Source organism: Thermostichus sp. MS-CIW-26 (genome assembly GCF_054059115.1).
The window spans coordinates 1-20,757 of the sequence record NZ_JBSSBV010000018.1 but is presented as its reverse complement, the minus strand read 5'-3'; the positions used below and the strand labels follow the sequence as shown (position 1 = coordinate 20,757).

The 20,757-nt window shown below is 57.6% G+C and carries 19 protein-coding genes and 1 pseudogene; 11 read left to right on the top strand and 9 right to left on the bottom strand.

The features are described 5' to 3' along the window. Positions 1-4 precede the first annotated feature (4 nt). On the bottom strand, positions 5-688 hold the full coding sequence (locus ACVWZU_RS07710) for a HEAT repeat domain-containing protein (protein WP_414341875.1): 684 nt from the start codon (positions 686-688) through the stop codon (positions 5-7). 92 nt (positions 689-780) lie between these two features. On the opposite strand from ACVWZU_RS07710, the gene rpsO reads away from it, so the two are divergent. The 5 genes from rpsO (at position 781) to ACVWZU_RS07685 (ending at position 6,866) form a co-directional block, all read left to right on the top strand. Beyond that, complete coding sequence (gene rpsO, locus ACVWZU_RS07705; RefSeq protein WP_011431855.1) at positions 781-1,056, top strand: 30S ribosomal protein S15; 276 nt, start codon at positions 781-783, stop codon at positions 1,054-1,056. A gap of 36 nt (positions 1,057-1,092) precedes the next feature. Further along, positions 1,093-1,530: a photosystem II biosynthesis protein gene (locus ACVWZU_RS07700; protein ID WP_414329551.1), complete on the top strand. Its 438-nt coding sequence runs from the start codon at positions 1,093-1,095 to the stop codon at positions 1,528-1,530. Between the two features lie 96 nt (positions 1,531-1,626). After that, positions 1,627-2,820 (top strand): nickel pincer cofactor biosynthesis protein LarC, encoded by a 1,194-nt coding sequence (larC, locus tag ACVWZU_RS07695; protein ID WP_457394796.1) that lies wholly within the window; start codon positions 1,627-1,629, stop codon positions 2,818-2,820. Positions 2,821-2,903: 83 nt separating this feature from the next. Further along, positions 2,904-4,931: an ABC transporter ATP-binding protein/permease gene (locus ACVWZU_RS07690; RefSeq protein WP_457444218.1), complete on the top strand. Its 2,028-nt coding sequence runs from the start codon at positions 2,904-2,906 to the stop codon at positions 4,929-4,931. Between the two features lie 153 nt (positions 4,932-5,084). Then, positions 5,085-6,866, top strand: coding sequence for an NADPH-dependent assimilatory sulfite reductase hemoprotein subunit (locus tag ACVWZU_RS07685; RefSeq protein ID WP_457444216.1), 1,782 nt, complete (start codon positions 5,085-5,087; stop codon positions 6,864-6,866). A gap of 9 nt (positions 6,867-6,875) precedes the next feature. Here the strand turns inward: ACVWZU_RS07685 and ACVWZU_RS07680 are convergent, their stop codons facing one another. After that, a complete protein-coding gene (locus ACVWZU_RS07680) occupies positions 6,876-7,553 on the bottom strand; it encodes an adenylate/guanylate cyclase domain-containing protein (RefSeq protein WP_457444241.1) in 678 nt (225 codons plus the stop codon). Between the two features lie 28 nt (positions 7,554-7,581). Then, a complete protein-coding gene (locus ACVWZU_RS07675) occupies positions 7,582-8,736 on the bottom strand; it encodes an RNA-guided endonuclease InsQ/TnpB family protein (protein ID WP_457444215.1) in 1,155 nt (384 codons plus the stop codon). A gap of 295 nt (positions 8,737-9,031) precedes the next feature. On the opposite strand from ACVWZU_RS07675, the gene ACVWZU_RS07670 reads away from it, so the two are divergent. Beyond that, positions 9,032-9,856: a tetratricopeptide repeat protein gene (locus tag ACVWZU_RS07670; protein WP_457444213.1), complete on the top strand. Its 825-nt coding sequence runs from the start codon at positions 9,032-9,034 to the stop codon at positions 9,854-9,856. 79 nt (positions 9,857-9,935) lie between these two features. Here ACVWZU_RS07670 and ACVWZU_RS07665 read toward each other — a convergent pair whose 3' ends face one another. Then, positions 9,936-10,283 (bottom strand): STAS domain-containing protein, encoded by a 348-nt coding sequence (locus ACVWZU_RS07665; protein WP_414351151.1) that lies wholly within the window; start codon positions 10,281-10,283, stop codon positions 9,936-9,938. Positions 10,284-10,436: 153 nt separating this feature from the next. Between ACVWZU_RS07665 and ACVWZU_RS07660 the strand changes: the two genes are divergently transcribed. Continuing rightward, positions 10,437-11,618 carry a glycosyltransferase gene (locus ACVWZU_RS07660; RefSeq protein WP_414341896.1) on the top strand — a complete coding sequence of 394 codons (1,182 nt, stop codon included), beginning with the start codon at positions 10,437-10,439 and terminating at the stop codon, positions 11,616-11,618. An 8-nt stretch (positions 11,619-11,626) separates the two neighbouring features. On the opposite strand, the gene ACVWZU_RS07655 is transcribed toward ACVWZU_RS07660, so the two are convergent. Then, a complete protein-coding gene (locus ACVWZU_RS07655; protein WP_414408014.1) occupies positions 11,627-12,400 on the bottom strand; it encodes a Uma2 family endonuclease in 774 nt (257 codons plus the stop codon). 207 nt (positions 12,401-12,607) lie between these two features. On the opposite strand from ACVWZU_RS07655, the gene ACVWZU_RS07650 reads away from it, so the two are divergent. Further along, positions 12,608-13,300, top strand: coding sequence for a response regulator transcription factor (locus ACVWZU_RS07650; RefSeq protein WP_457444210.1), 693 nt, complete (start codon positions 12,608-12,610; stop codon positions 13,298-13,300). A gap of 63 nt (positions 13,301-13,363) precedes the next feature. Here ACVWZU_RS07650 and ACVWZU_RS07645 read toward each other — a convergent pair whose 3' ends face one another. Then, entirely contained in the window at positions 13,364-13,513 is a 150-nt protein-coding gene (locus ACVWZU_RS07645; protein ID WP_187147255.1) for a hypothetical protein, read from the bottom strand. A 710-nt stretch (positions 13,514-14,223) separates the two neighbouring features. Between ACVWZU_RS07645 and ACVWZU_RS07640 the strand changes: the two genes are divergently transcribed. Beyond that, positions 14,224-15,216 (top strand): E3 ubiquitin ligase family protein, encoded by a 993-nt coding sequence (locus ACVWZU_RS07640; RefSeq protein WP_414419504.1) that lies wholly within the window; start codon positions 14,224-14,226, stop codon positions 15,214-15,216. Positions 15,217-15,249: 33 nt separating this feature from the next. On the opposite strand, the gene ACVWZU_RS07635 is transcribed toward ACVWZU_RS07640, so the two are convergent. Together ACVWZU_RS07635 and ACVWZU_RS07630 are read right to left on the bottom strand one after the other, a co-directional pair. Beyond that, positions 15,250-15,804 (bottom strand): DUF4079 domain-containing protein, encoded by a 555-nt coding sequence (locus ACVWZU_RS07635; protein WP_011431843.1) that lies wholly within the window; start codon positions 15,802-15,804, stop codon positions 15,250-15,252. Between the two features lie 122 nt (positions 15,805-15,926). Beyond that, a complete protein-coding gene (locus ACVWZU_RS07630; protein ID WP_457444207.1) occupies positions 15,927-17,120 on the bottom strand; it encodes an RNA-guided endonuclease InsQ/TnpB family protein in 1,194 nt (397 codons plus the stop codon). Between the two features lie 196 nt (positions 17,121-17,316). On the opposite strand from ACVWZU_RS07630, the gene ACVWZU_RS07625 reads away from it, so the two are divergent. Both ACVWZU_RS07625 and ACVWZU_RS07620 read left to right on the top strand, forming a co-directional pair. Continuing rightward, complete coding sequence (locus ACVWZU_RS07625) at positions 17,317-17,808, top strand: phycobilisome linker polypeptide (RefSeq protein WP_457444205.1); 492 nt, start codon at positions 17,317-17,319, stop codon at positions 17,806-17,808. A gap of 266 nt (positions 17,809-18,074) precedes the next feature. Then, the gene (locus ACVWZU_RS07620; protein WP_457444203.1) at positions 18,075-20,429 is read left to right on the top strand and encodes a polysaccharide deacetylase family protein; all 2,355 of its coding nucleotides are present in this window, start codon (positions 18,075-18,077) and stop codon (positions 20,427-20,429) included. A gap of 156 nt (positions 20,430-20,585) precedes the next feature. Here the strand turns inward: ACVWZU_RS07620 and ACVWZU_RS07615 are convergent. After that, positions 20,586-20,757: pseudogene (locus tag ACVWZU_RS07615) on the bottom strand (IS5-like element ISSoc13 family transposase); the annotation flags it as partial.

The following is a 20,757-nucleotide window of genomic DNA, read 5'->3' as shown; positions in this document are numbered from 1 at the left end:
GGAACTACAGGGATCCCAAGGCAGCCCGGGCATGTACGGCCACCTGTTCTTGGGAATCCTGGGCCAGCCGGGTCAGTCCGGCGCGAGCGGCTTCTGTTCCCAACTTGGCCAGGGCAATGCAGACGCGGTAGCGCAGTTGCCAGTCGTCGGAATCAATGAGGGGATCCAGGTAGGGGATGGCCCGCGGATCCCCCAGATCGCCCAAGGCAGCGGCAGCGGCTGTGGTGATCAGCTCGCTCTTGTCCTGCAAAGCTTCCACCAGAGTGTCGAAGGCGGCAGGGTTCCCCAGCTCTCCCAGGGCAGCGATGATGCTAAACCGTACCAGCCACTCCGTTTCTCGCCGATAAGCTTCCAGGAGATCGTCCAGGGCCTGTGGCTGCTTGAGATCCCCCAGGGCAGCGGCGGCAGCAGCCCGCACATCGAACTCCGGATCCTCTCGCAAAGAGCGCTGCAAAATGGGCAACAGTAGGTTCGGATCGACGCCAGACAGGGTGCCCATCTGGCTGATGGCAGCATAACGGACGCGGGCATTCTCGTCGTGAATCGCTCGCTGCAGCAATGTCAGGGCTTCTGGCCCAGGCAGTTCTCTGGCTTTGTTGACAGCGCGCAGCCGATTTCCCAAGTCTTGTGAGTTCAACAGCTCCAGCAAAGCGGGCAGTGCCGGAGGATCCCCAGAGGTTGTTGTCATATCCCATTCTCTCCATAACCCTCCTCGGCCATAGCGAGGGAGGAAAAGCCGATGTTATTATCTTGAAGCAGTGCATCCAGTCCCTTGATCTTATGGCCTTATTGCAACAAGAGAAGCAGCAGATCATTGAGAGCTATCGACTGCACGACACCGACACCGGTTCTGCCGAGGTTCAGGTGGCTCTGCTCACCAGTCGCATCAACCAGCTCTCTCAGCACCTTCAGAGAAACCCGAAAGATTTCAACTCCCGCCGCGGCCTGTTGATGATGATCGGTCGTCGCAAGCGTTTGCTCAACTACATCGCCAAGCATTCTCCTGACCGCTTCCGGGAGCTGGCCGAACGGCTGAACATCCGGGTGAAAAAGTAGGCAGCCCATCCAAAACGCTATCGGAGATCTGTCTTCGTGGGCAAATCCAGCCGCCAGTCCAAAACCTTTCGCCGTCGCTCCCCCTCCGCCTCTGTTGAGGTGGAGAAGAAGCCGGCCAAGAAGGAGCCTGTTGCCGTGATTCCCCCTGAGGTCAGCCGGCGGATGGTGCGGCGGATTCTGGTGTTTTCTGGGATCCCTTCGGGGCTAGGTCTGAGCAGCTTTTTTGTGAATTACTATCTCTTGACCAACCATGTGGTCGCTCTGCCCCCCTACTTCACCTTGGCAGAGTCGCTGACCTTGTTTGGCCTTGGTTTTTTGGGCATCAGCTACGGTGTGTTCTCAGCTTCCTGGGATCCCGAGCCGGGATCCCTGCTGGGAATTGGAGAATTCCGGCGCAATTTGGGCAACATCATCCAACAGTGGCGGGAATCTGCTGCTCGATCTTCTGAATCTTCTGACTCTAGGGAAGCCTAACTGCTTTCCCGTCGCCTTTTCCAGGCCGGTTGCTGCCTACAATCAAGAGGGATCCAAGTCCATTCTGGCGGCAGCGGCTACCCCCAGTTCTCCAGCATGAAAATAGCCTACTTCGACTGTGCGGCGGGCATTGCCGGCGATATGTGTCTAGGAGCCCTGCTGGATTGCGGGGTGCCTTTGGAGTACCTCAACCGTCAGCTCCAGGCGTTGGGCATCGAGGGGGAATATGGCTTGCAGGTGAGCCGGGTGCAGCGGTGTGGGCAGCCTGCTCTGCAAGCTGTGGTAGAGGTACTGGGATCCCAGAGTGGGGGATCCCTTGCTCGGCATTGGGCAGAGATTCAGGCTTTGATCGCGGGATCCCAGCTTTCCCCAGCCATTAAGGCCCGCAGCTTGGCGGTGTTTGAAAAGTTGGCGCAGGCGGAAGCAAAAGTCCATCAGATGCCTGTGGAAAAAGTGCACTTTCACGAAGTGGGGGCAGTGGATGCTTTGGTGGATATTGTCGGCACTTGCATTGGCCTGGATTGGCTGCAGGTGGAGCGGGTGTTGTCATCCCCCCATCCTGTTGGGGGCGGCTGGGTGAGCACAGAGCATGGCAAATTGGCCGTGCCGGTGCCGGCGGTGATCGAGTTGTGGGAAATGGGCCGCGTGCCGGTGTTCAGCAACGGGGTGGAAGCCGAGCTGGTGACCCCCACAGGAGCAGCCTTGGCTGTGGCGTTGGCGGAAGAGTTTGGCCCCTGTCCGCCGATGCGGGTGGAAAAAGTGGGGCGTGGGGCCGGTGCCCAAGAGCTGCCCATTCCCAACGTGTTTCGTCTCTGGATTGGGGAAGCCGATGGGGGAGAGCTAACGGAAACGGTATCGGTGTTGCAGACCCAAATTGACGATCTCAACCCCCAAGTGGTTGCCTACACCTGCGAGCAGTTGTTGGCCCTCGGGGCCTGGGACGTGTTTACCCAGCCGATCACCATGAAACAGGGGCGGCCGGGGATCCTGCTTACCGTCATCTGTCCGCCGGATCGGGTGCCGGAGTGTCAAGATCTCATCTTCCGGGAGACCACCACCCTGGGCATTCGCCACTTCCAACAGCAGCGCACCCTACTGGAGCGGGTTATCGAGCGGGTGGAAACCCCTTACGGCTTGGTCGACATCAAGGTAGCCCGCCACCATGGCCGCATCGTCAACGCTCAGCCGGAGTTTCGCGACTGTGTGGCCCGCGCCCAGGAGTTTCACGTGCCGGTTCAGACGGTGTGGCTGGCGGCCCAATCGGCTTGGCAAAACCGGTTGCAAGGTTGAAGAGACACCGAACCTGTTCCACCCCCAATGGAATTTGCTCCTATTGAACACAGATTGGCAGCCGTGGCCTGCTAGCCTGAGAGATGTCGATCTTGCTCTCTCCGCCGACCACAACAATGGAATCCCAAGCCTCTCAATTTAACTTTGACCGCAAACTGTGGGATCGGTTTATCACGGTGGCCCAGCCCTACTTTTACCCCAGAGTACGCTATGGGGGCTGGATCTTTTTGGGCTTGCTGGCAGCGGCCATGGTGTTTGTGGTTGCCCTGATGTTCTTTGTGGAGATTGGGGTGACTTTGGTCGGTCAAGCCCTGTTCCCGGAGTTTTTCACCAATGTGGCAGCCGGATTGGTGGCGCAAACGGAGAGAAACTTGTCCTCGCCAGTGCTGTGGGTGGCCTCGGTCAGCTTGGCTCTGAGCAGCCTTTGTTTTGGGGCGGCGTGGCGGCAGCTTCGCCAGCGCTGGTTGCAGTGGGCGCTGCTCACCTTTTTGCTGTTTCTGTCGCTGACGGTAAACCGGCTGAACGTGATGATCAGCTTTATCTTTCGGTTTATCGACACAGCTCTGCAGCAAAAAGAAGAGCCCACTTTCTGGCAGTTTTTGATTATTTATGGAGTGCTGATTATCTCAGCTATTCCGATTTTGGTGATCTACCGCTACACTCGCCTCAAGCTAGGGCTGTTTTGGCGAGAATGGCTGACCGATCATTTTCTGGATCGCTACTTCGATCAGCGGGCTTACTACGAGCTGGATTCCAACGCCGCCAACACCGAAATCGACAACCCCGACCAGCGCATTTCCGAGGATGTTCGCTCCTTTACCGGCACCACCCTCTCCTTCCTGTTGGACATTCTCGACTCGATTCTCACCCTCTATGCTTTTACTGGCATTCTCTATGGCATTTCTCGTCCGTTGGCGTTGGGGCTGGTGGTCTATGCCACCATTGGTACCGCCATTGCCATTTTGGCTGGTCGCAAGCTGATCAAAATTAACTTCGATCAACTGCGCTACGAAGCCGATTTTCGCTACAGCTTAGTGCACGTGCGGGATAATGCCGAGTCCATTGCCTTCTACCAGGGAGAGGATCAAGAACTCAGGCAGATTTTGCATCGCTTTGGTGCGGCCTTGCGCAATTTTAATTTGCTGATCATCTGGCAGGCCATCATCGATATTTTCCAATACGCCTACAACTATTTCACCCGCATTGTGCCCTATGTCATCGTGGCTCCCCTTTATTTCAGCGGCGTGCGAGATTTCGGCACCATTACCCAAGCCACCATTGCCTTCAGCCAGGTGTTGAGCGCCCTCTCCATTGTGGCCAACCAGATTCAAAGCATTTCCAGTTTTGCCGCTGGGATCAACCGCTTAGGCTCCTTTCACGAGTCTCTGGAAGATCCGGCGCTGCGCCACACCGGCGCTCGGGAAAGCAACATTCAAACTCGCATTGCCCAGCAATTGGCGCTAAACCACGTCACTTTGCTCACCCCCAATTCAGAACGAACCCTGGTGCGGGATCTCTCCTTCGCCTTGGAAGCCGGCCAGCGGCTGCTGATTGTCGGTGTTAGCGGCAGCGGCAAAAGTTCCCTGTTGCGGGCCATTGCCGGCCTATGGACCAACGGCCAGGGATCCATCGCCCGCCCAGATACTCAGGAGATGCTCTTTTTGCCCCAGAAACCCTATATGCTGCTGGGATCCCTGCGGGATCAACTGCTCTATCCCAAACGCCGCCGAGACCTCACCGATGAAGATCTCATCCGAGTCTTGGCCCAGGTGAACTTGGGGGACTTGCCGGAGCGGGTGGGCGGCTTTGATGTGGAGAAAGATTGGGCCAGCACCCTCTCCCTAGGGGAACAGCAGCGCCTTGCCTTCGCCCGCATTTTGATCACCCAGCCCCGCTACGCCATTTTGGACGAGGCCACCAGCGCCCTGGATGTGGCCAACGAAAAACTGCTCTACCTGCAACTGCAACACTTGAACACCACCTACATCAGCGTCGGCCATCGCCCCACCCTCCTGGCCTACCACGACTTGGTCTTGGAGCTGCAGGGGAATTGTGCCTGGCAACTGTGGTCGGTGCAGGAGTACGGTGCCCGCCTAGCCCTGGCCAGCTAGCAGCGCCGACATCTCCAGCTGACTCAAATGACAAGTTTTGCGGGTTTGGGACAAAACCCGGATAGGAGGCTGACTTTTCCAACTGGACGCTCTTCAAAGGAGGTGATAGCCTGTTATTCACAAGTATTCCGACCGGTTTACTGGAGATTATCAATGCCCCCCATGATCCCATCCGAGGCCAAGCGCTCCAAGGTGGAGCAGATCAAGGCAGACAGCCACTTTCTACGGGATCCCCTTCAGCAGGAGCTGGCCCAAGACACCACCCACTTCAGCGAAGCAGCGGTGCAGGTGCTGAAGTTTCACGGGGCTTACCAGCAGGACGACCGGGATCGGCGGCAGCAGCGAAAGCAGGAGGGGCTGGAGCGGGCCTATTCGATGATGTTGCGCACCCGCATCCCAGGGGGACACGTGCCCCCCCAGCTTTACTTGACCCTGGATCGGCTGGCCGATGAGTACGGCAATGGCACCCTGCGAGCCACAACGCGGCAGACGTTTCAGCTACACGGGATCCTCAAGAAAAACCTCAAGGCCACCATAGCCAGCATTCTCAAGCAGATGGGATCCACCCTGGCCGCCTGCGGCGATGTCAACCGCAACGTGATGGCACCGGTGGCCCCCTACAAAAATCGCCCTGCCTATCGCTATGCCCAAGAGTATGCCCGCAAGCTGGCGGATCTGTTGGCTCCAAAAACCTCTGCCTACTACGAGATCTGGGTGGATGGCGAGCCCATTCCCATCCCGCCGGTGGATGAGGAAGTGGTGGAAGCCGAGAAGTTTGTCGGCAACGGGGTGAGGTTAGAGGGCCCAGAACCCCTGTATGGCCCCGTCTATTTGCCCCGCAAGTTTAAAACCGCCATCGCCGTAGCCGGGGAAAACACGGTAGATGTGTACTCCCAGGACTTGGGCTTGATTGTGCTCACGGATCGCAAGGGCAACTTGAAGGGCTTCAACATTGTGGTGGGTGGGGGCATGGGGCGTACCCACGGCAAGGAAGAAACCCAGCCCTTGCTGGCCCAGAAGCTCTGCTTTGCCCCGCCGGAATCGGTGTATCGGGTTTGCCAGGCCGTTTTGGCGGTGCAGCGGGACTACGGCAACCGGCACGATCGCAAGCAGGCGCGGCTGAAGTATCTGGTGAGAGACTGGGGGATCCGCAAGTTTCGCCGCGTTGTCGAGGAGTATGTGGGGGAAAAATTGCCCCGGTTTCGCCCCCTACCCAAGTTTGTTCCCAACAGCGACGACTACCTGGGCTGGCACGAGCAGGGGGATGGCCGTTGGTTTTTGGGCATTTCCATCGAAAATGGCCGCATCCAGGACACCCCAGAGCGACAGCTCAAGACGGCACTGCGCCGGATTGTGGAGGCGTTTTCTCTGGACATGCGGCTGACCCCCACTCAGGACGTGATCTTTATTGACATCGAGGATGGCCGGCGGGATGCCATCAACCAGATCCTCAAATCCCACGGGGTGCTCTCCAAAGAAGAGATCCCTCAACTGGTGCGGCTGTCGATGGCCTGTCCGGCGCTGCCCACTTGCGGCTTGGCCATTACTGAGTCGGAGCGAGCTTTGCCAGGGCTGGTGCGCCAGTTGGATCAGCTGTTGCAGGAGCTGGATCTGCAAGATTCGCCCTTCTTGGTACGCATGACCGGCTGCCCCAACGGCTGTGCCCGACCCTACCTGGCCGAGCTGGGATTGGTGGGATCCGCCCCCGATGGCTACTACCAGATTTGGCTGGGAGCCAGCCCGCAGGGGGATCGCCTGGCGCAAGTGTTTCAGGAGCGGGTGCACATCAGCCAGATCGTGCCGCTGATGAGAGTTCTCCTGCAGGCCTACAAGCAGGAGCGCCGTCCTGGCGAGAGCTTTGGAGATTACTGCCATCGGGTGGGGATCCCCTACCTGAGGGCCCAGGTGCAGCAAAGGGATGGCGTTTTTGCCTGAAGGGATCCCTCAAAAACGAGACCAAGCCTGTAGCCATTCCCGGAGCGCTTCCAGCCATCCAATCGGTTCGGGCTTGGTTGCTTCTGGAGCTTGCTCCTCGCCAGTCGGCAAGCTGACGGGGTTGGGATGCACCCTGTAGACTCGGATGGGTTTGGCGTTGGGAAAAGGTTTCACCGAAAGAGGCTCCACCTGCAGGAGTTGCCCTTCCACGGCTCGATACACGGCTGCCGAGATGAGCAACCGGGAGCTCTGTTCCTCAGACTGTTCCCCCCCTTGCGAAACATCCTCAACCGACTCCAGCCAGGTGGCAAACTGAACCGACTTCCCGAAGGCGGACAACCGCTGCGGATCTTGGGGATCGAGGGGCAGCAAAAGGACTGGGCCGTAGTGGATCCCGATGGCAAGCTTGACCTGCGGGTAGGAGAGTTGCCGCAAACACCTGTTCAACTCCACCACCGACTGCCCAAGCGCCAACCCCGCCTGCAGCGCCTGCTGTATGGCCAGCTCGGGTTGTTTGAGACCAAACAAAGCCAGACTTCTCAGCCCGCTCTGGTTGGCCAGTACTCCCCCATATTGCTGCACCAAGGCCCCCATTTGGGCGAAGTAGCGACCCAAGGTGTAGACAACATCGTAGGGAAAGTTCTCCTCGTCGAAGTTGGCCGTCCCCCGCAGGGAAGCGCTGAGAATGGCGGCGGTAAACTACCCGACACCCGCGCTATGCGCAGAGTGCGGGCTTTATCCCAATCCCCAGCGGCCCCAGGGGGCAGCTAAGTTTCGGAATTTCAGGCGAGTTTACAGTCGCCCCAAGGAGAGAGATTACTTGAGCAGCGTTATAGTCAGCATCCCCTTCCCACCCGCAGTGTCCACACTTAAACGACTTACCATTGCGGTAGGACTTACCCCGCTCAGGGTGGATGTGCAGGCATTTATGACAGATCTGACTGGTGTAGGCAGGCGGCACCAACACCACAGGCACTCCAGCAATGGCAGCCTTGTAGGCCACAAACATCCTGAGCTGGTAGAACGCCCAGTTGTTAGTCCTGCGCCGTTCGGCTTTGCTCCGAGGTTTCTGATTCAGGCACTCTCGAATGCCCGTCAAGTCCTCAAAAGCCAGTGCCGCACCAATAGCCTGGGCATCCCTGACCAAGGTTTTGCTGATGTTGTGGTTCAGCCATGTCTGGTAGCGCCGTTCTCTCCCAGAGAGCCTTCTCAGCAACCTCCTAGAGCTGCGAGTGCGTTTGGATTGAACCTTGGCGCGTACACGACTGAACCGGTCACGGACGGCCTGGATGTGCTCTCCACTCCAAGAGCGTCCGTTGCTAGCGGTGGCGATATCCCGCCTGCCCAAGTCAACTCCGATTACCTTTGGAGTTTTGCCGGTCGGGGGAGTGTCCAACTCAACCGCAATGTTGATGTAGTAGTCACCTTGCTTGGTCTTGGACAGAGTAGCGCTGGTGGGCGTTTGCCCCCGCAGCAAAGCGATTTGATAACCGCCAATCTTGAGCTTGAGCCAGACTCGCCCGCTCATCAGGGTCACGCCCACGGCTTGGTCGGACTCTCGGTACTTAAAAGTACGAGCGTCCAAAGTCAGACTGGTGGGGCGAAACTTGTGGACTTGCTTCACCGCTTTGGCGTTACTAATCACACGGCGAAGCGCTTGACAGACGTGATTAGCCTTCAGCCCCGTAGCCGCTCTTACCGGTCGATAGACCAAGTGGTGCAGCTTAGCGGTGTTCCAGCAGTTCTTTTGTTTGGCGGTGTCGAGAATCTGGTTGCAAGCATTCGCAAAGCCCTGCAAAGTGCGGTCAATTTCTTGACGCAACTCTTGTGGGACTATCAGCTTGCAACGTACAGAGATAGTCTGGCTCATGGGCTTATTGTAGTTTATCCAGACTTTTGGCCGGCAAACCTATATCGAGGCGGGCTTTCCTCCCGACACCAAGCCTGCGGCTATGGTGCGGGCCTCCAGCCCGAAAATTTGGTGATCCGCATGGTTAAGAGGGAGTGAGGGGTGGCAAAAAGATTCAGCACTACCTGAATTCAGTACGGCATTGCCCTCCCCTTGGATGCTGTTTTCAAAAGTTTTGGGTATTGGGTAACCTCACCCCGCAGCCTGCCCCGGCGCCGATGATAGAGTACAGAGGAGTCTTCTGCGCGAGCCCTTTATGCCTCAGTCCAAACCCCAAGAATCCCCAGCCCGCAAGCTCCTCAACATTTTGCTGCTGGTGGTGGGCACGGTAACTTTCTTGGGCTTCTCCTTTGGCCCGCTATTCCAGGCCCTCGGGCCTTCCGAATCTCCAGAGGCCAGCCTGGTAACCGAGCAACTGCGGGCCCAGGCAGACGGCTATCGCGTCGTGCTGGAGCGGGAGCCGGATAACCCCATTGCTCTGCGGGGGTTGATCGACACCCAACTGCAGCTCAACGAGCCGCAAGGGGCAATCGAGCCGCTGAAGAAGCTGGTGGAACTGGAGCCCGAAAATCGGCAACTGCGAGCTTTTTTGGCCGAAATCCAGCAGGATACGGGGGATTTTGAAGGGGCATTAGAACAGCTCCAGATCCTTTACGAGGGGGATCCCAAAGATGGCCAGGTGCTGCAGCAGTTGGTGGATGTGCAGCTAACCCTGGGCCGCACCTCTGAGGCCATTGCCCTGCTGGAGAAGCATCTTGAAGAAGTGCCGGAAGATAATGATGTACGTTTGCGCTTGGCCTTTGTCTACGCCCGCAACAACCAGACTGAGAAAGCTGTAGTCCTCTACGACAAGTTGATTGCGGCGGATCCCAGTGATTTCACCCCCGTGTTGGGCAAAGCCATAGCCCTCAGCTCCGCCACCGATGAAAACCTACGGGCAAAAGCGCCTGAGCTGTTTGAGCAAGCAGCCCGGCTGGCCCCGCCCCAAGTTCGGGAGCAGATTCGGCAACAGGCAGAAGTTTATGCCCAGGTGAACCGGCCCCAGACGGTCGAGAACCAAAACAGCAACCCCTCCCCCTGAGCAGGTTTTCAACCGTTAGGCTAATCCAGGTGTTGAGAAGCTGATCCCTGACGGTTCTCAGTTGACCCGATAGGGAGAGCTACGGAAAAGACTCAAGTGCCTTTTCTACAGAGGGGTAGATCTCGTAAATGGCATCCAAGCCGGTGATGGAGAAGAGCAGCTTGACCTGCTCCTGCAGGCTGCAGAACTTGAGTTGATAGCCTAAAGTGCGGCAATGGCGATGCGCCCAAACCAGAACCGACAACCCCATGCTGTCGATCAGGCTAACCTGACTGAGATCCAACAAGAAATGTCCCGGTTTCTCGGTGAGAATTTGGCTTAGCTCTTTCCGTACCTCGCGGGCAATCGCGGCGTTGAGCCTTTCACTGTGCAATTTCACAACCGTAACAGGGGATCCCTTGTGGCTGAGCTGGATGAAGACATCCATGAAAAGCCCGGCAGGTTTGAGGGGGGATGGGCACAGGCACGATGCAACCAGACTGATTTTGAATTGCTAAATCACCATGAGTATGAGTTTGTCCTCCCTGGGCTTCTCTTGCAAGCATTCTTGGACACTTTTCCCTTACAGGTTAGAACTGGCATGAACGGGATCCCTGCCTGGGCTGGAGATGCTGCCGCCCTGAGTCTATTGGTTATGCAAGTGCCGATGCTGGCGGTGCTGCTGGCGCGGCTGCTGCCCTCTTTGCGGCGCCCTTCCCCTCTGCCTCCCGGTCAGCCGGGGATCCCTTTGCAGCCGGGCTTGGTCAGCGTGTTGTTGCCCACCCTCAACGAAGCCGAGCGCATCGATCCCTGCCTGGAAGGATTGCACCAACAGAGCTCCGTCCTGCGGGAGGTGCTGGTGGTGGACAGCCGCTCTCAAGATGGCACCCCCGAAAAAGTGCTGCAGATGGCCAAGCGGGATCCCCGCTTTCGCCTGCTGACCGACGATCCCCTCCCCGGCGGATGGGTGGGGCGCCCCTGGGCCTTGCACTATGGATTTCTCCAGTCGGATCCGGCCTCTGAGTGGATCCTGGGCATTGATGCCGATACCCGTCCCCAGCCAGGATTGGTGGAGCGCCTGCTGGAAACTGCCCAGGCCCAAAGGCTCGACCTGATCACCCTGGCACCGCAGTTTATCCTGCAGCACTGGGGGGAAGGCTGGCTGCAGCCGGCTCTTTTGGTAACCCTGATCTATCGCTATGGGGCCGCCGGAGACACCGCCACCCTGCCGGAACGGACGATGGCCAATGGGCAATGTATGCTAGTGCGCCGGTCGGTGCTGGAAGCCATGAACGGCTACACGCTGGCGCGGGCCTCCTTCTGTGACGATGTCACCTTGGTGCGGCAGATTGCGGCAGCCGGCTTTAAAGTAGCTTTTTACGACGGTCGGCACCTGCTCAAGGTGCGCATGTACACTTCTTTTGGCGAAACTTGGCGAGAGTGGGGCCGATCCCTCGATTTGAAAGATGCCACCCCTGTGGCCCAGTTGTGGGGGGATATAGCTCTCCTCGTCCTCACCCAAGGGATCCCTGGGCCGGTGGTTGTAGGGCTGTTGGGCAAAGCCGGGATGGGGTTTCCCTTTTCCCTGACGGAGCAGGTGCTGCTGGGGCTTAACCTAGGCTTACTGATTCTGCGCTTAGGTGTACTGCTGGGCATTCGCGGCTCCTATCAGGATCCCCCTTGGACGTTCTGGATGTCGCCTCTGGCGGATCCCTTGGCCGTTCTGCGGATAATCCTATCTGCCCTCAGCCGGCCCCGCTCTTGGCGCGGGCGCACCTACTAGGAGAGCCCTCAATCGGCTATTGCCTCGGGATCCACGCCCAACTCCCGCAATTTCGCGGCTAGGCGCTGCTGTTCCAGACGGGCTTGTTCGAGAGCTGCCTCTGCCGCCTCGGCCCGCTGCCGCTCCTGCTCTACCTGTTCGATTCCCCATAGGAGCAAATTCCCATCGGCAGTCCACCACCGCAACCAGTTGGCTTTGGTCTCGGCTTTTTGTCCCCGCCACACCCCCAAAAACAAGCCAATCTCCGGGATCCAGTAGCGACGGTTTTCATCCGCCGATACAGGGGTATAGCGGCCATTCTCCAGGCGGTAGACATCCAGCTCACCGGTTTTGGGATGAAAGATTACATAGACAGGCACCTGCAAAATGCGCTCGTAGAAATACCATTTTCCATAGGGATAGTGGGGATTGATGGAGTACTCGCCGCCCTCGGTTTCGGAGATGAATTCCATCACAATCGCCGGGGGATTCCCTTCTAAGTGTGGGGTATAGCTGCGGCGGATCTCTCCTTCGGGAATCGGCTGTACTGCGGGCACATAAACCCAGTCGGGGGCTTTCACCACCACCTTGTCCCCGACAGTGCTGCAAAGGCCAAAGTTGGAGGCGATCAAAGCCTGGGCAGGGATCATCTGAGCGAGTTCCAATGCCTCACGCAGAGCAGCAGCCAAAAGGGGCTGTAAGGTGCTTTCCACAGGCTCATCCGGCAAGGGAAAGTCTTCCGGCAGTTTTTCCCATCGAATGGGAGGTAGGGGCGGGGTGAGCCGAACAGGAGAGAGGGTCATGGCTGAGGATACTCATGGTGATAAGGTACATGAATGCCTTTTGAATAACTCAAAGCACTTGCTGATATCAACCCCAGGCAATTCCACAAGGCTGTTGCAGGCTAGGACGGATTCAGTCATCTCGACTGCCAATCCATACGGTTGAGATATGCTTGGGGGCAATGAGCAAGTTTTTCGGCGTCTTCCTTGGATTCAGCAAGAGAGCGTATGCCAGAGCCTGAACCCTCTTCTGCCCACATTCTGGTGATCGAAGATGAAGCTAAGCTGGCTCGTTTTGTGGAAACGGAGCTGACCTGTGAGGGATATCGAGTCAGCGTAGCCAGCGATGGCATGGCCGGGTTGAGGGCAGCCTGCGACCAAAACCCCGACTTGGTGCTGTTGGACTGGATGTTGCCCGGCATCTCAGGTTTGGAAATTTGTCGGCAGCTGCGCTCAACGGGCAACCGCGTGCCGGTGGTGTTGATGACCGCCAGAGATGAGGTGGCGGATCGGGCAGCAAGCTTGGACGCTGGGGCGGATGACTACGTGGTCAAGCCTTTCAGCATTCAGGAGCTGCTGGCTCGGATACGGATCTATTTGCGGCAGCCAAGGCGATCCCGCGACGGCCAGTTGGTGTTCATGGATCTGATTCTGGATCCCGTAACGCGGGAGGTAACCCGGGGAGAGCGACAGGTGGAGCTGACGGCCAAAGAATACGACCTGTTGCGCTACTTGATGGAACACCCCCGTCAGGTGCTCACCCGCCAACAGATCTTAGAGCATGTGTGGGGCTGCGACTTCACGGGCGACTCCAATATCATCGAGGTCTATATTCGCTACTTGCGCCTCAAGATCGAAGGCCCAGGGGAGAAGCGCCTTATCCAGACGGTGCGCGGGGTAGGCTACGTGTTGCGCGATTGACATGCCCCCCGCCCCAAAGAGCAAGGATTCTGGTTCCTGGTTCTGCGACAGCACTTAGCTGTATCAGGTTTCCCCTCCACGACGGCGGTGCCTATCTCCCCAGTCGTTCCCCCAAGCGCTCCGCGCCGCTAGCGTGAAAGACTTGGCCAAGTGGTGATTTCTCACCAAGTTCTGCACCTGCAAGTCCTCATAAACCACAATGTCGTGAGACATTCCCACACACTGGGCTAGCTCAATAACCCGGTCTCTACGCTGGCGCCAGACTTTGATTTGGTTGAAGTGTACCTCGCCAAGCCGCTTCCTCTACTTGTGGTAGTTGCTGTATTGAGGTTTTACCCCCTTCCTATTCACGCCAGCGGGCCGTGGGCCTAACTTTCTGCTCAGTCTTCTTTGCTGTTGCTTCAATCTCCTTTCGGCACGACGCAAAAACTGGAGACACGGCACAGCTTGCCCACTGCTGTCGCCCACATCCAGCCCCACCACCTGGCCGGTGTACTCTGTCATCCAAGGCTTGGTACTGCGCTGGAGTGGCGTTGAGGAGTTTGGCTTCTCTGACCAGCGTGGGTGTATCTTATCGCAGGTCTAACAGGGCAAAAGCCGTCCTGGAAGGGCGGGGCTTCAGGCCTAGCTTCTTGGTAAAGTTTGGAACTGCCCGCATTCGGGATTGCCTTAAACTTCTCTTAAATCCTGTTTCACAGGTAACTGCTAGCATGAGGCCAACTTCACTCCCACCCCCGGAAAGGAAGGCCTTTATGAACTGGCTGATGCTGCTTGGTCTGCTTTGTCTTCCTGCCTCTCTGTTTTCGTTTGTTGAGTATTTGCGCTCCCAAAGGTTGGTTCAACAGCTCTCTGCAACTCGGTTGCTCAAGATAGCCGAGCTTCGCCATCTCGGTCAGACCAACCCCCAGGCAAAAGGAGCAAACTTGGCTCAAGTTTACGGCAGGGTTGTGTGCGATCGGCCTTTGGTATCGGAACTTTCGCGACAGCCTTGCGTCTACTACAAGTCTGAGATCTCTTGGGAGTATGACGAGATCGAATGCTATCGAAGGTATTTGAATAGCCAAGGCGATGTAGCGTATAGCGAACGGATCAGCGAAGGCGAATATCAGAACGCTCTACGCTTGGGATCCCGAGCAAAATCCTATCCGGGGGAGATGGTCGGGAAAAAGCCCGGCTTGGGCTACTCTGACTCCGGTTCTTTTCAGAAAAGGGTTGATCCCGACTACTCTAATTCTTTTCCACAAAAGCCCAACCCTGGCTACCCCGGTTCCGGTTCTTTCCAGAAAAAGCCTGGTTACCCCGACTACCCCCAGCAGCTTGGCTCTCCAGGCTATCCTCAAAAATCGCCGTTTTCCGAAGTAAGCTCTCCCCAAAAACACTACGCCAACGTGTATTACGATCCGAGCACAGGTCGGGAATATCTCCTTGAAAGAGAGACGAGAACGAGAGACGAAACCCTTCACTCGGTGGTTCGCCAGATCCCTTTTTTCATCGAAGACGAAACTGGAAGGGTGAGGGTGGATCCCACAGGTGCGGAGATAGAGGCTATGTCGGTTGTGGATGAGCATATTTTTCCAGGAAAAGGGCCCAGCCGGTTCAACTTCAATCTCAAGCGCTACCTTTCCGGAGTGAGAACAGAAAATCGCTCCACCCGAGCTTTTATCTATAAGGAATGGGTGATTCCGGTGGATGCGATGGCGTTTACCATGGGGCAGGTGCGTTTTGAGGCAGGGGATCCCGTGATCCGAAAACCCCTTTCTGGGGAAAGGTTTATGATTGCCCCCAAATCCCCTGAAGCCCTCTTGGAAGAGCAGCGCTCCAATGCCAGCAGCTACCTGGTGGGATCCGTCGTCCTGCTGGGTATCGGCATTTTCACCGTGCTCCACCTGCTGCAATCCCTGCAGCCTTATCGCTAGTTCCTGCCCAGGCAGAGGGAAGCCTACTGCCACTCACAACGACAAACCCAGCTTGAGCCCAAGCAGGGCATGGGCAAACAGTACACATAGAATGAGGCTGCCCACATAGGCATGGGTGGTGCGCAAAGCAGCGCGGTTGCCCCCAAAGCCGCTGAGGGACAAAGCTCCATTCACCGCCAACAACAGCAACACCAGGGATCCCGTCCAAAAATGGGGGCTGCTCAACAGGGGCTTCCCTTGCATCACCAGAGAAAGAAGGCCGCCAGTGTAGCCCAAGGCAATGAAGGTGGCCATCCAGGGGGCCAATTTGCGGTGGTCAAGCAGAGGCTTCTGGGCCGCTTCCGGCAGGGATCCCTCTGGCGCTGTGGAGGCGGCTGCCAGACGCAAGGCCCGTCCTCGCCACCCAGTCAGGCCGACAAAGCTGCCCATCACCACCACCACGATCCCCATCATCAAGGGGTGACCCCATTGCACAATGGGTTGGGGCAAGTTAAGGCCGGCAAAAAACTGGGCTACGGGCTGCAAGGTAGCGGCTAACCCATCCGAAGCTGCCGACAGATCCGGCAAGGCCAAGCTCAACAGGTTCATGGCGCTCCCTCTACCTCCGCAATAAATCTACAGCTGCTTAACAAATCTACAACACCCCAATTCTAGAATGGGAGGACATCAGTGATCTCCCTCAATTCGTTGAAGGGAGGACGTCAGGTAAACTACCCGACCCTGACTGCTTCGCAGTACAGGGCGGGCTTTCGGTAGCCCTGCAGTTGGCAAGCCAACCACGAACCTCTAGGCTGGTTTACGGCAGCCCCCAAGAGCGCAATTACGTTTGCACCATTCAAGTCCGCATCCCCTTCCCATCCACAGTGCCCGCACTTAAACTTCTTTCCACTGCGATAGGATTGCGCAGGGTCGGGATGGATGTGCAAACACCGGTGGCAGGTCTGCGACGTGTAGGCAGGCGGAACAAGAATCAAAGCAACCCCTGCACGCAGAGCCTTGTACTCCAAAAATTGACGGAGTTGATAAAACGCCCAACTATTTGCCCGCCTACGCTCTGTCTTGCTGCGTGGCTGTTGATTGACCCTTTCCCGGATCCCTGTCAGGTCTTCCAGAGCAATAGCGCTGTTGGTAGCTTTTGCCCTGGAGACAATAGCTTTGGAGATGCGATGATTGACCCACACTTGAAAGCGTCTCTCCTTGCCAGACAGCCGTTGCAACAGTTCTCTGCATCTGCGCCGCGAACTGCGGGTGCCCTTACTGGCTTTACGTTGGAGTACCGCCCTCAACCGGGAGTAGCGGTCTCGGACTCGGTTCAACTGTTGTCCATTCCAGTTGTCTCCTTCCGATGTATGGGCAATATCTGTCCTTCCCAAGTCCACCCCGATCACCTTGTCGGTATCTTGTTGCTTGGGTGGCTTTTTCTCTACGCAAATCTGGATGTAGTAGGAGCCATCTTTGCGCTTGACCAGGGTGGCAGATTTGGGGTTGGAACCAGCCAGCATCCCACGCTGGTAGTTGCCAATGACCAGTTCAAAGCGTTCTCTCCCTTCCACCGTGGTCAGCGACACCGTCCAGTCTTTTTGACGGAACGAAAAGATGCGAGCGTCGTAGGTAACAAAGCCGCTCTTAAACTCCTTGACGGGACGCTTTTTCTGCTTAGCCACTTTGCGGGAACCCGCTACCCGTCTGCACACCTGTTGAGCCAAGTTACTGGACAAGCCAAACCGGGCTCGAATCTCGTAGTAGCAAAGGGATTGGAGTTTGACCGCGTTGACTACTTTTTCTGGTGTGTTTTGGTTGACCCAGTTCAACGCCTGCACAAAGGCATCCATTGTCGCATCCAACTTTGCGGCTTGCGACTGGGACACCTTGAGCTTGCAGGAGACGGTCAGGACTTGGGTCATGGTTCTATCATAACTTCCGCATTCCTCCCGACACTGACCCTACGGGTACAGTGCGGGGCTCCTGCGATTTCTAGCTGACCCATGCCAGCGGGAAGCTTCTGGTGGGCACCTGGCAGCGGTAGAATGTCTGACGGTAAAGCTGTGGCTGTGAGCGGCTCTCTCGCCACTGAGTGCTGAGCAAAACGGAGTTGTTGAGATGGCCAAGTTGTTGTTGGGGGATCAAGCCTTTGAGGTTGAGCTGCTGACGGATGTGCCCACCAATTGGCCGGGAATTAAAGTTATGTCTAAGGGGGCCAAGCTGGACATTCCAGCGGGAACTGTGGTGAAGGTGGAGGCCGAGGATGACCACATATCCGGCTCCTATAAGGTGGTCTATCGTTTGGCGCCTGCCTATCCCCGCAGCTGGCGGCTACTCCTGGAGCGGGAGAGCGTCGCCACGGCGCCTCAGGTGGCATTGGCTCCAGAACCAGAGGTTGCTCAGGCCAGCAGCTCAGAAGGAGGGCTGCCCAATAGCGATAAAATCTTCGCCATCAAGGTATCCGGCCTCGTGGGAGGAGGTGTGCGCAGAAGTGTTGTCGAGTACAAAGTGCCCTTCAGCCGCCTTTCCCAAGAAGTGAAACGGATCACCCAAATGGGAGGCAAGATCGTCAGCATTGCCGAGTCCAATCTGCTAAGCACCCTTGAGTAGCGGGCGGCTTCCTGGGAGGTTCTGGGTTCTTTCAGGCCACCCGTCCAGGCCGTTCTGGTTCAAACAATTTCAACGAGGGATCCCTGTAGAAAGCATGCGGCGATTTCTCCCCTATCCCCAACCTGAGGATGGGGTGGTAGGCTGGCGTTGGTTTTGCCGTTGCCTGGAAGGCTGCCTTTTCCTGCTGTCCTGGGGGTGGGCTTTGGGTAGGAAAAGGCGTTCCGGCAAGGGCTGAGCTTTTGCAATTGGGAGTGGGGAGTGAGGCCATGACATCTCGACGACAGCCGACGCGCTTGGGAGGGTCGATGCCCCAAGGCCATGCAGGCTTTGGGTCAGCAAGGGGATCCCAGCCATACTCCTCACCCACTTCACGACAGAGCTTTCCCCATCCCCCTCGACGTTCGCCGGCAAAGTCTCGCCTTAGGTCGTTCCACTTTTTCAGCTTGCTGGTGATCCTGCTGGGGTTTGGGACTGGAGCCCTGGTGGCCTGGGCAACTGCTCATCCCGACTGGGTCAGCCGCCTGCCGGGGCTCTCGCCACCTCTAGCGGAGATCCCTGCCCCCCGCGCCCACGCTAAAGCGGCTCAACAGCGCTTGCCCATCTCCTTAGAGGCCCAACTGGAGCGGGATTCCTTTGCTTTGGATCCCTTGGCCAGCCTTTCTTATGTGCCCGCCATCATGTATCACGATGTGGTGGCTGGCCGCAAGCAGGTCTGGTTCGACACTACGGCGGCGGAGCTGCGGCAACACTTTGAGGCCATTAAGCAGGCGGGGTTGACCCCCATCCACATCGACCAACTGTACAAACACCTGCGGGACGGGGATCCCTTGCCCGAAAAAGCCATTTTGCTCACTTTTGACGACGCCTACCTGGGCCTGTACGAGAACGCCTACCCCCTTTTGAAGGAGTACAACTACCCCGCCACCTACTTTGTGCAAACCGGCTTTGTCGGCGTGCCCACCAGCAAGGATCACTTCACCTGGGATCAAATGCGGGAGATGGATGCCAGCGGGCTGATCGACTTTGCCGCCCACACCGTCACCCATCCCCCTGACCTGCGGGTGCTAGACGATGCCCGTCTGCGGCGGGAAGTGTTCGACTGCAAGACCAAGCTGGAGCAGGAGCTGGGCCACCCCATCCACTACTTCGCCTATCCGGAGAGCAATCGGGATGAGCGGGTAAAGCAATACCTGGCCGAGGCGGGTTACTGGATGGCTTTTACGATGGATCCTGGCTTTACAGGACAATCGCCCAACCTGCTGGAGGTGCGGCGCTTTAACCAGTTTCGCCTCACCGAGGCCATTCTTGGCGCCCGCACCTTTAGCCTCAGCCGCAGCCTCGACTACTGGCTGGATGTGACGCAGCCTCTGGCTCTGACCGACGAGATCATTGACGGGGTGCGGGTGCTCACCATCCGCGGCGGACGGGCAGCCACAGTGCACGCAGAACGGCGCTACGAAGTCAGGACGTTGGTCCAGCGCTACCAGGCCGATGCTGGCATTAACGGCAGCTTCTTCTCCATCCCCTGGATCAACTCCGCCAGCAACGTCATGGTGGGGCCGGCGATGGCTGCCAACCACAAGACCTTCATCCCCGGTCGTCCCGAAGATGACCAGGCAATCCGCGGCCGGCCGCTGGTGCTGCTGGGCAGGGATCGCCTCCGCTTTGTGCCCTTTGATCCCGACACCATGACCCACTTGGAGAACATCCGCCAGTTGATGCCGGATGTCACGGATCTGTTTGTGGCCGGTCTATGGCTGGTTAAGGATGGCCATGCCCTCTCTCCGGCGGAGATCAACTCGTTCCGCCTTGCCAGCGCTGCTGAGTTTCGCCCCAGAGCTTTCTTTGGGGTAGATGACCAGGAGCGGGTGGTGATCGGAGTTACCAAAACCCACGTCAACGCCGCCATCCTGGCCAGTCTGCTGCCCAAAACCGGGATCCGAGAAGCCGTGCTGCTGGACTCTGGCTTTAGCACCTCGCTGGTCTACCAAGGGGAGATCCTCGCTACTGGCCATGCCGGCCCCAACCAGCCCAGCCGCCCTGTGCCCCATGCCATCTTGCTCTACGACCTGACTCGCCTTTGGCGGGAGGATCCCCTTCCCGAGGCCAAGGCTGGCTCTGAGGGAGATCAGCTGGAAGGGCTGGTGCAACTTTTGCCGGCTAGCGACCAAGAGGCAGCCAGGGCCCAACTGAAGAGCATTCTGGCCGGCCAGCGCACTTTGAGGCAGGGGGATCGGGGCCCGGCGGTAGTGGCGGTGCAACTGGGGTTGAGCCACCTGGCTGCTCAGCGGGGACGGCTGGATCTGCTCCCCTCTGGCCCTGATGGGGTGTATGGTCAAGAGCTGGCCCAGGCAATGGCGGAATTGGTGCTGGCTGCACCTGAGCGCAGTGAGATGGGATCCCCCCTTCCAGCCACCCCTACCCCCCTGGTGGCCGGAACGGCGACAGCCCGCCAAGGGGTGGACATCATCGATGCTCAACTGCTGCGGCGTCTGCTGGAGCGCGTTAACTTGGCCTCTCCCTCGGTACTGGTGGATACGCGCTTGGAACGGCCTGCCCTGTCCCTGGAGCGCAAGCCAACCCGGAAACTGCTGCCCAGGGTTGCCTTCGGGCAGGACTAAGTCTTGTCTTCGCCTTCCAACCTAGGCCTTGGCGGGAAGCCTAGAAGACCCCCCTCCAACAGAGGCTATCTCTGAGAAAGACGGGCCTGCCGGCAACGAATACACCCATAACCTGGAAGGGTTTCTCCCGCAGCACCACTAGGTTGTGTTGATCTTTCATTTGAGCCAAAAGAGAGCACTGACGAGATAGAGAAAACTCAAGAAGTTCCTGGCCAATTTGTCAAAACGAGAAAATAGATGCCGGTACTGCTTTAACTTATGAAAAAAGCATTCGATTAAATGCCTCTCTTGATACAGATGCTTGTCATAATGCCGCTGCGTCTTTCTA

Bases quoted from the DNA above. Each gene is read 5' to 3' on its own strand.
- ACVWZU_RS07710 (WP_414341875.1), bottom strand. From the start codon at position 688: ATGACAACAACCTCTGGGGATCCTCCGGCACTGCCCGCTTTGCTGGAG.
- rpsO (WP_011431855.1), top strand. From the start codon at position 781: ATGGCCTTATTGCAACAAGAGAAGCAGCAGATCATTGAGAGCTATCGA.
- larC (WP_457394796.1), top strand. From the start codon at position 1,627: ATGAAAATAGCCTACTTCGACTGTGCGGCGGGCATTGCCGGCGATATG.
- ACVWZU_RS07690 (WP_457444218.1), top strand. From the start codon at position 2,904: ATGTCGATCTTGCTCTCTCCGCCGACCACAACAATGGAATCCCAAGCC.
- ACVWZU_RS07685 (WP_457444216.1), top strand. From the start codon at position 5,085: ATGCCCCCCATGATCCCATCCGAGGCCAAGCGCTCCAAGGTGGAGCAG.
- ACVWZU_RS07675 (WP_457444215.1), bottom strand. From the start codon at position 8,736: ATGAGCCAGACTATCTCTGTACGTTGCAAGCTGATAGTCCCACAAGAG.
- ACVWZU_RS07670 (WP_457444213.1), top strand. From the start codon at position 9,032: ATGCCTCAGTCCAAACCCCAAGAATCCCCAGCCCGCAAGCTCCTCAAC.
- ACVWZU_RS07665 (WP_414351151.1), bottom strand. From the start codon at position 10,283: ATGGATGTCTTCATCCAGCTCAGCCACAAGGGATCCCCTGTTACGGTT.
- ACVWZU_RS07660 (WP_414341896.1), top strand. From the start codon at position 10,437: ATGAACGGGATCCCTGCCTGGGCTGGAGATGCTGCCGCCCTGAGTCTA.
- ACVWZU_RS07655 (WP_414408014.1), bottom strand. From the start codon at position 12,400: ATGACCCTCTCTCCTGTTCGGCTCACCCCGCCCCTACCTCCCATTCGA.
- ACVWZU_RS07650 (WP_457444210.1), top strand. From the start codon at position 12,608: ATGCCAGAGCCTGAACCCTCTTCTGCCCACATTCTGGTGATCGAAGAT.
- ACVWZU_RS07645 (WP_187147255.1), bottom strand. From the start codon at position 13,513: ATGTCTCACGACATTGTGGTTTATGAGGACTTGCAGGTGCAGAACTTG.
- ACVWZU_RS07635 (WP_011431843.1), bottom strand. From the start codon at position 15,804: ATGAACCTGTTGAGCTTGGCCTTGCCGGATCTGTCGGCAGCTTCGGAT.
- ACVWZU_RS07630 (WP_457444207.1), bottom strand. From the start codon at position 17,120: ATGACCCAAGTCCTGACCGTCTCCTGCAAGCTCAAGGTGTCCCAGTCG.
- ACVWZU_RS07625 (WP_457444205.1), top strand. From the start codon at position 17,317: ATGGCCAAGTTGTTGTTGGGGGATCAAGCCTTTGAGGTTGAGCTGCTG.
- ACVWZU_RS07620 (WP_457444203.1), top strand. From the start codon at position 18,075: ATGACATCTCGACGACAGCCGACGCGCTTGGGAGGGTCGATGCCCCAA.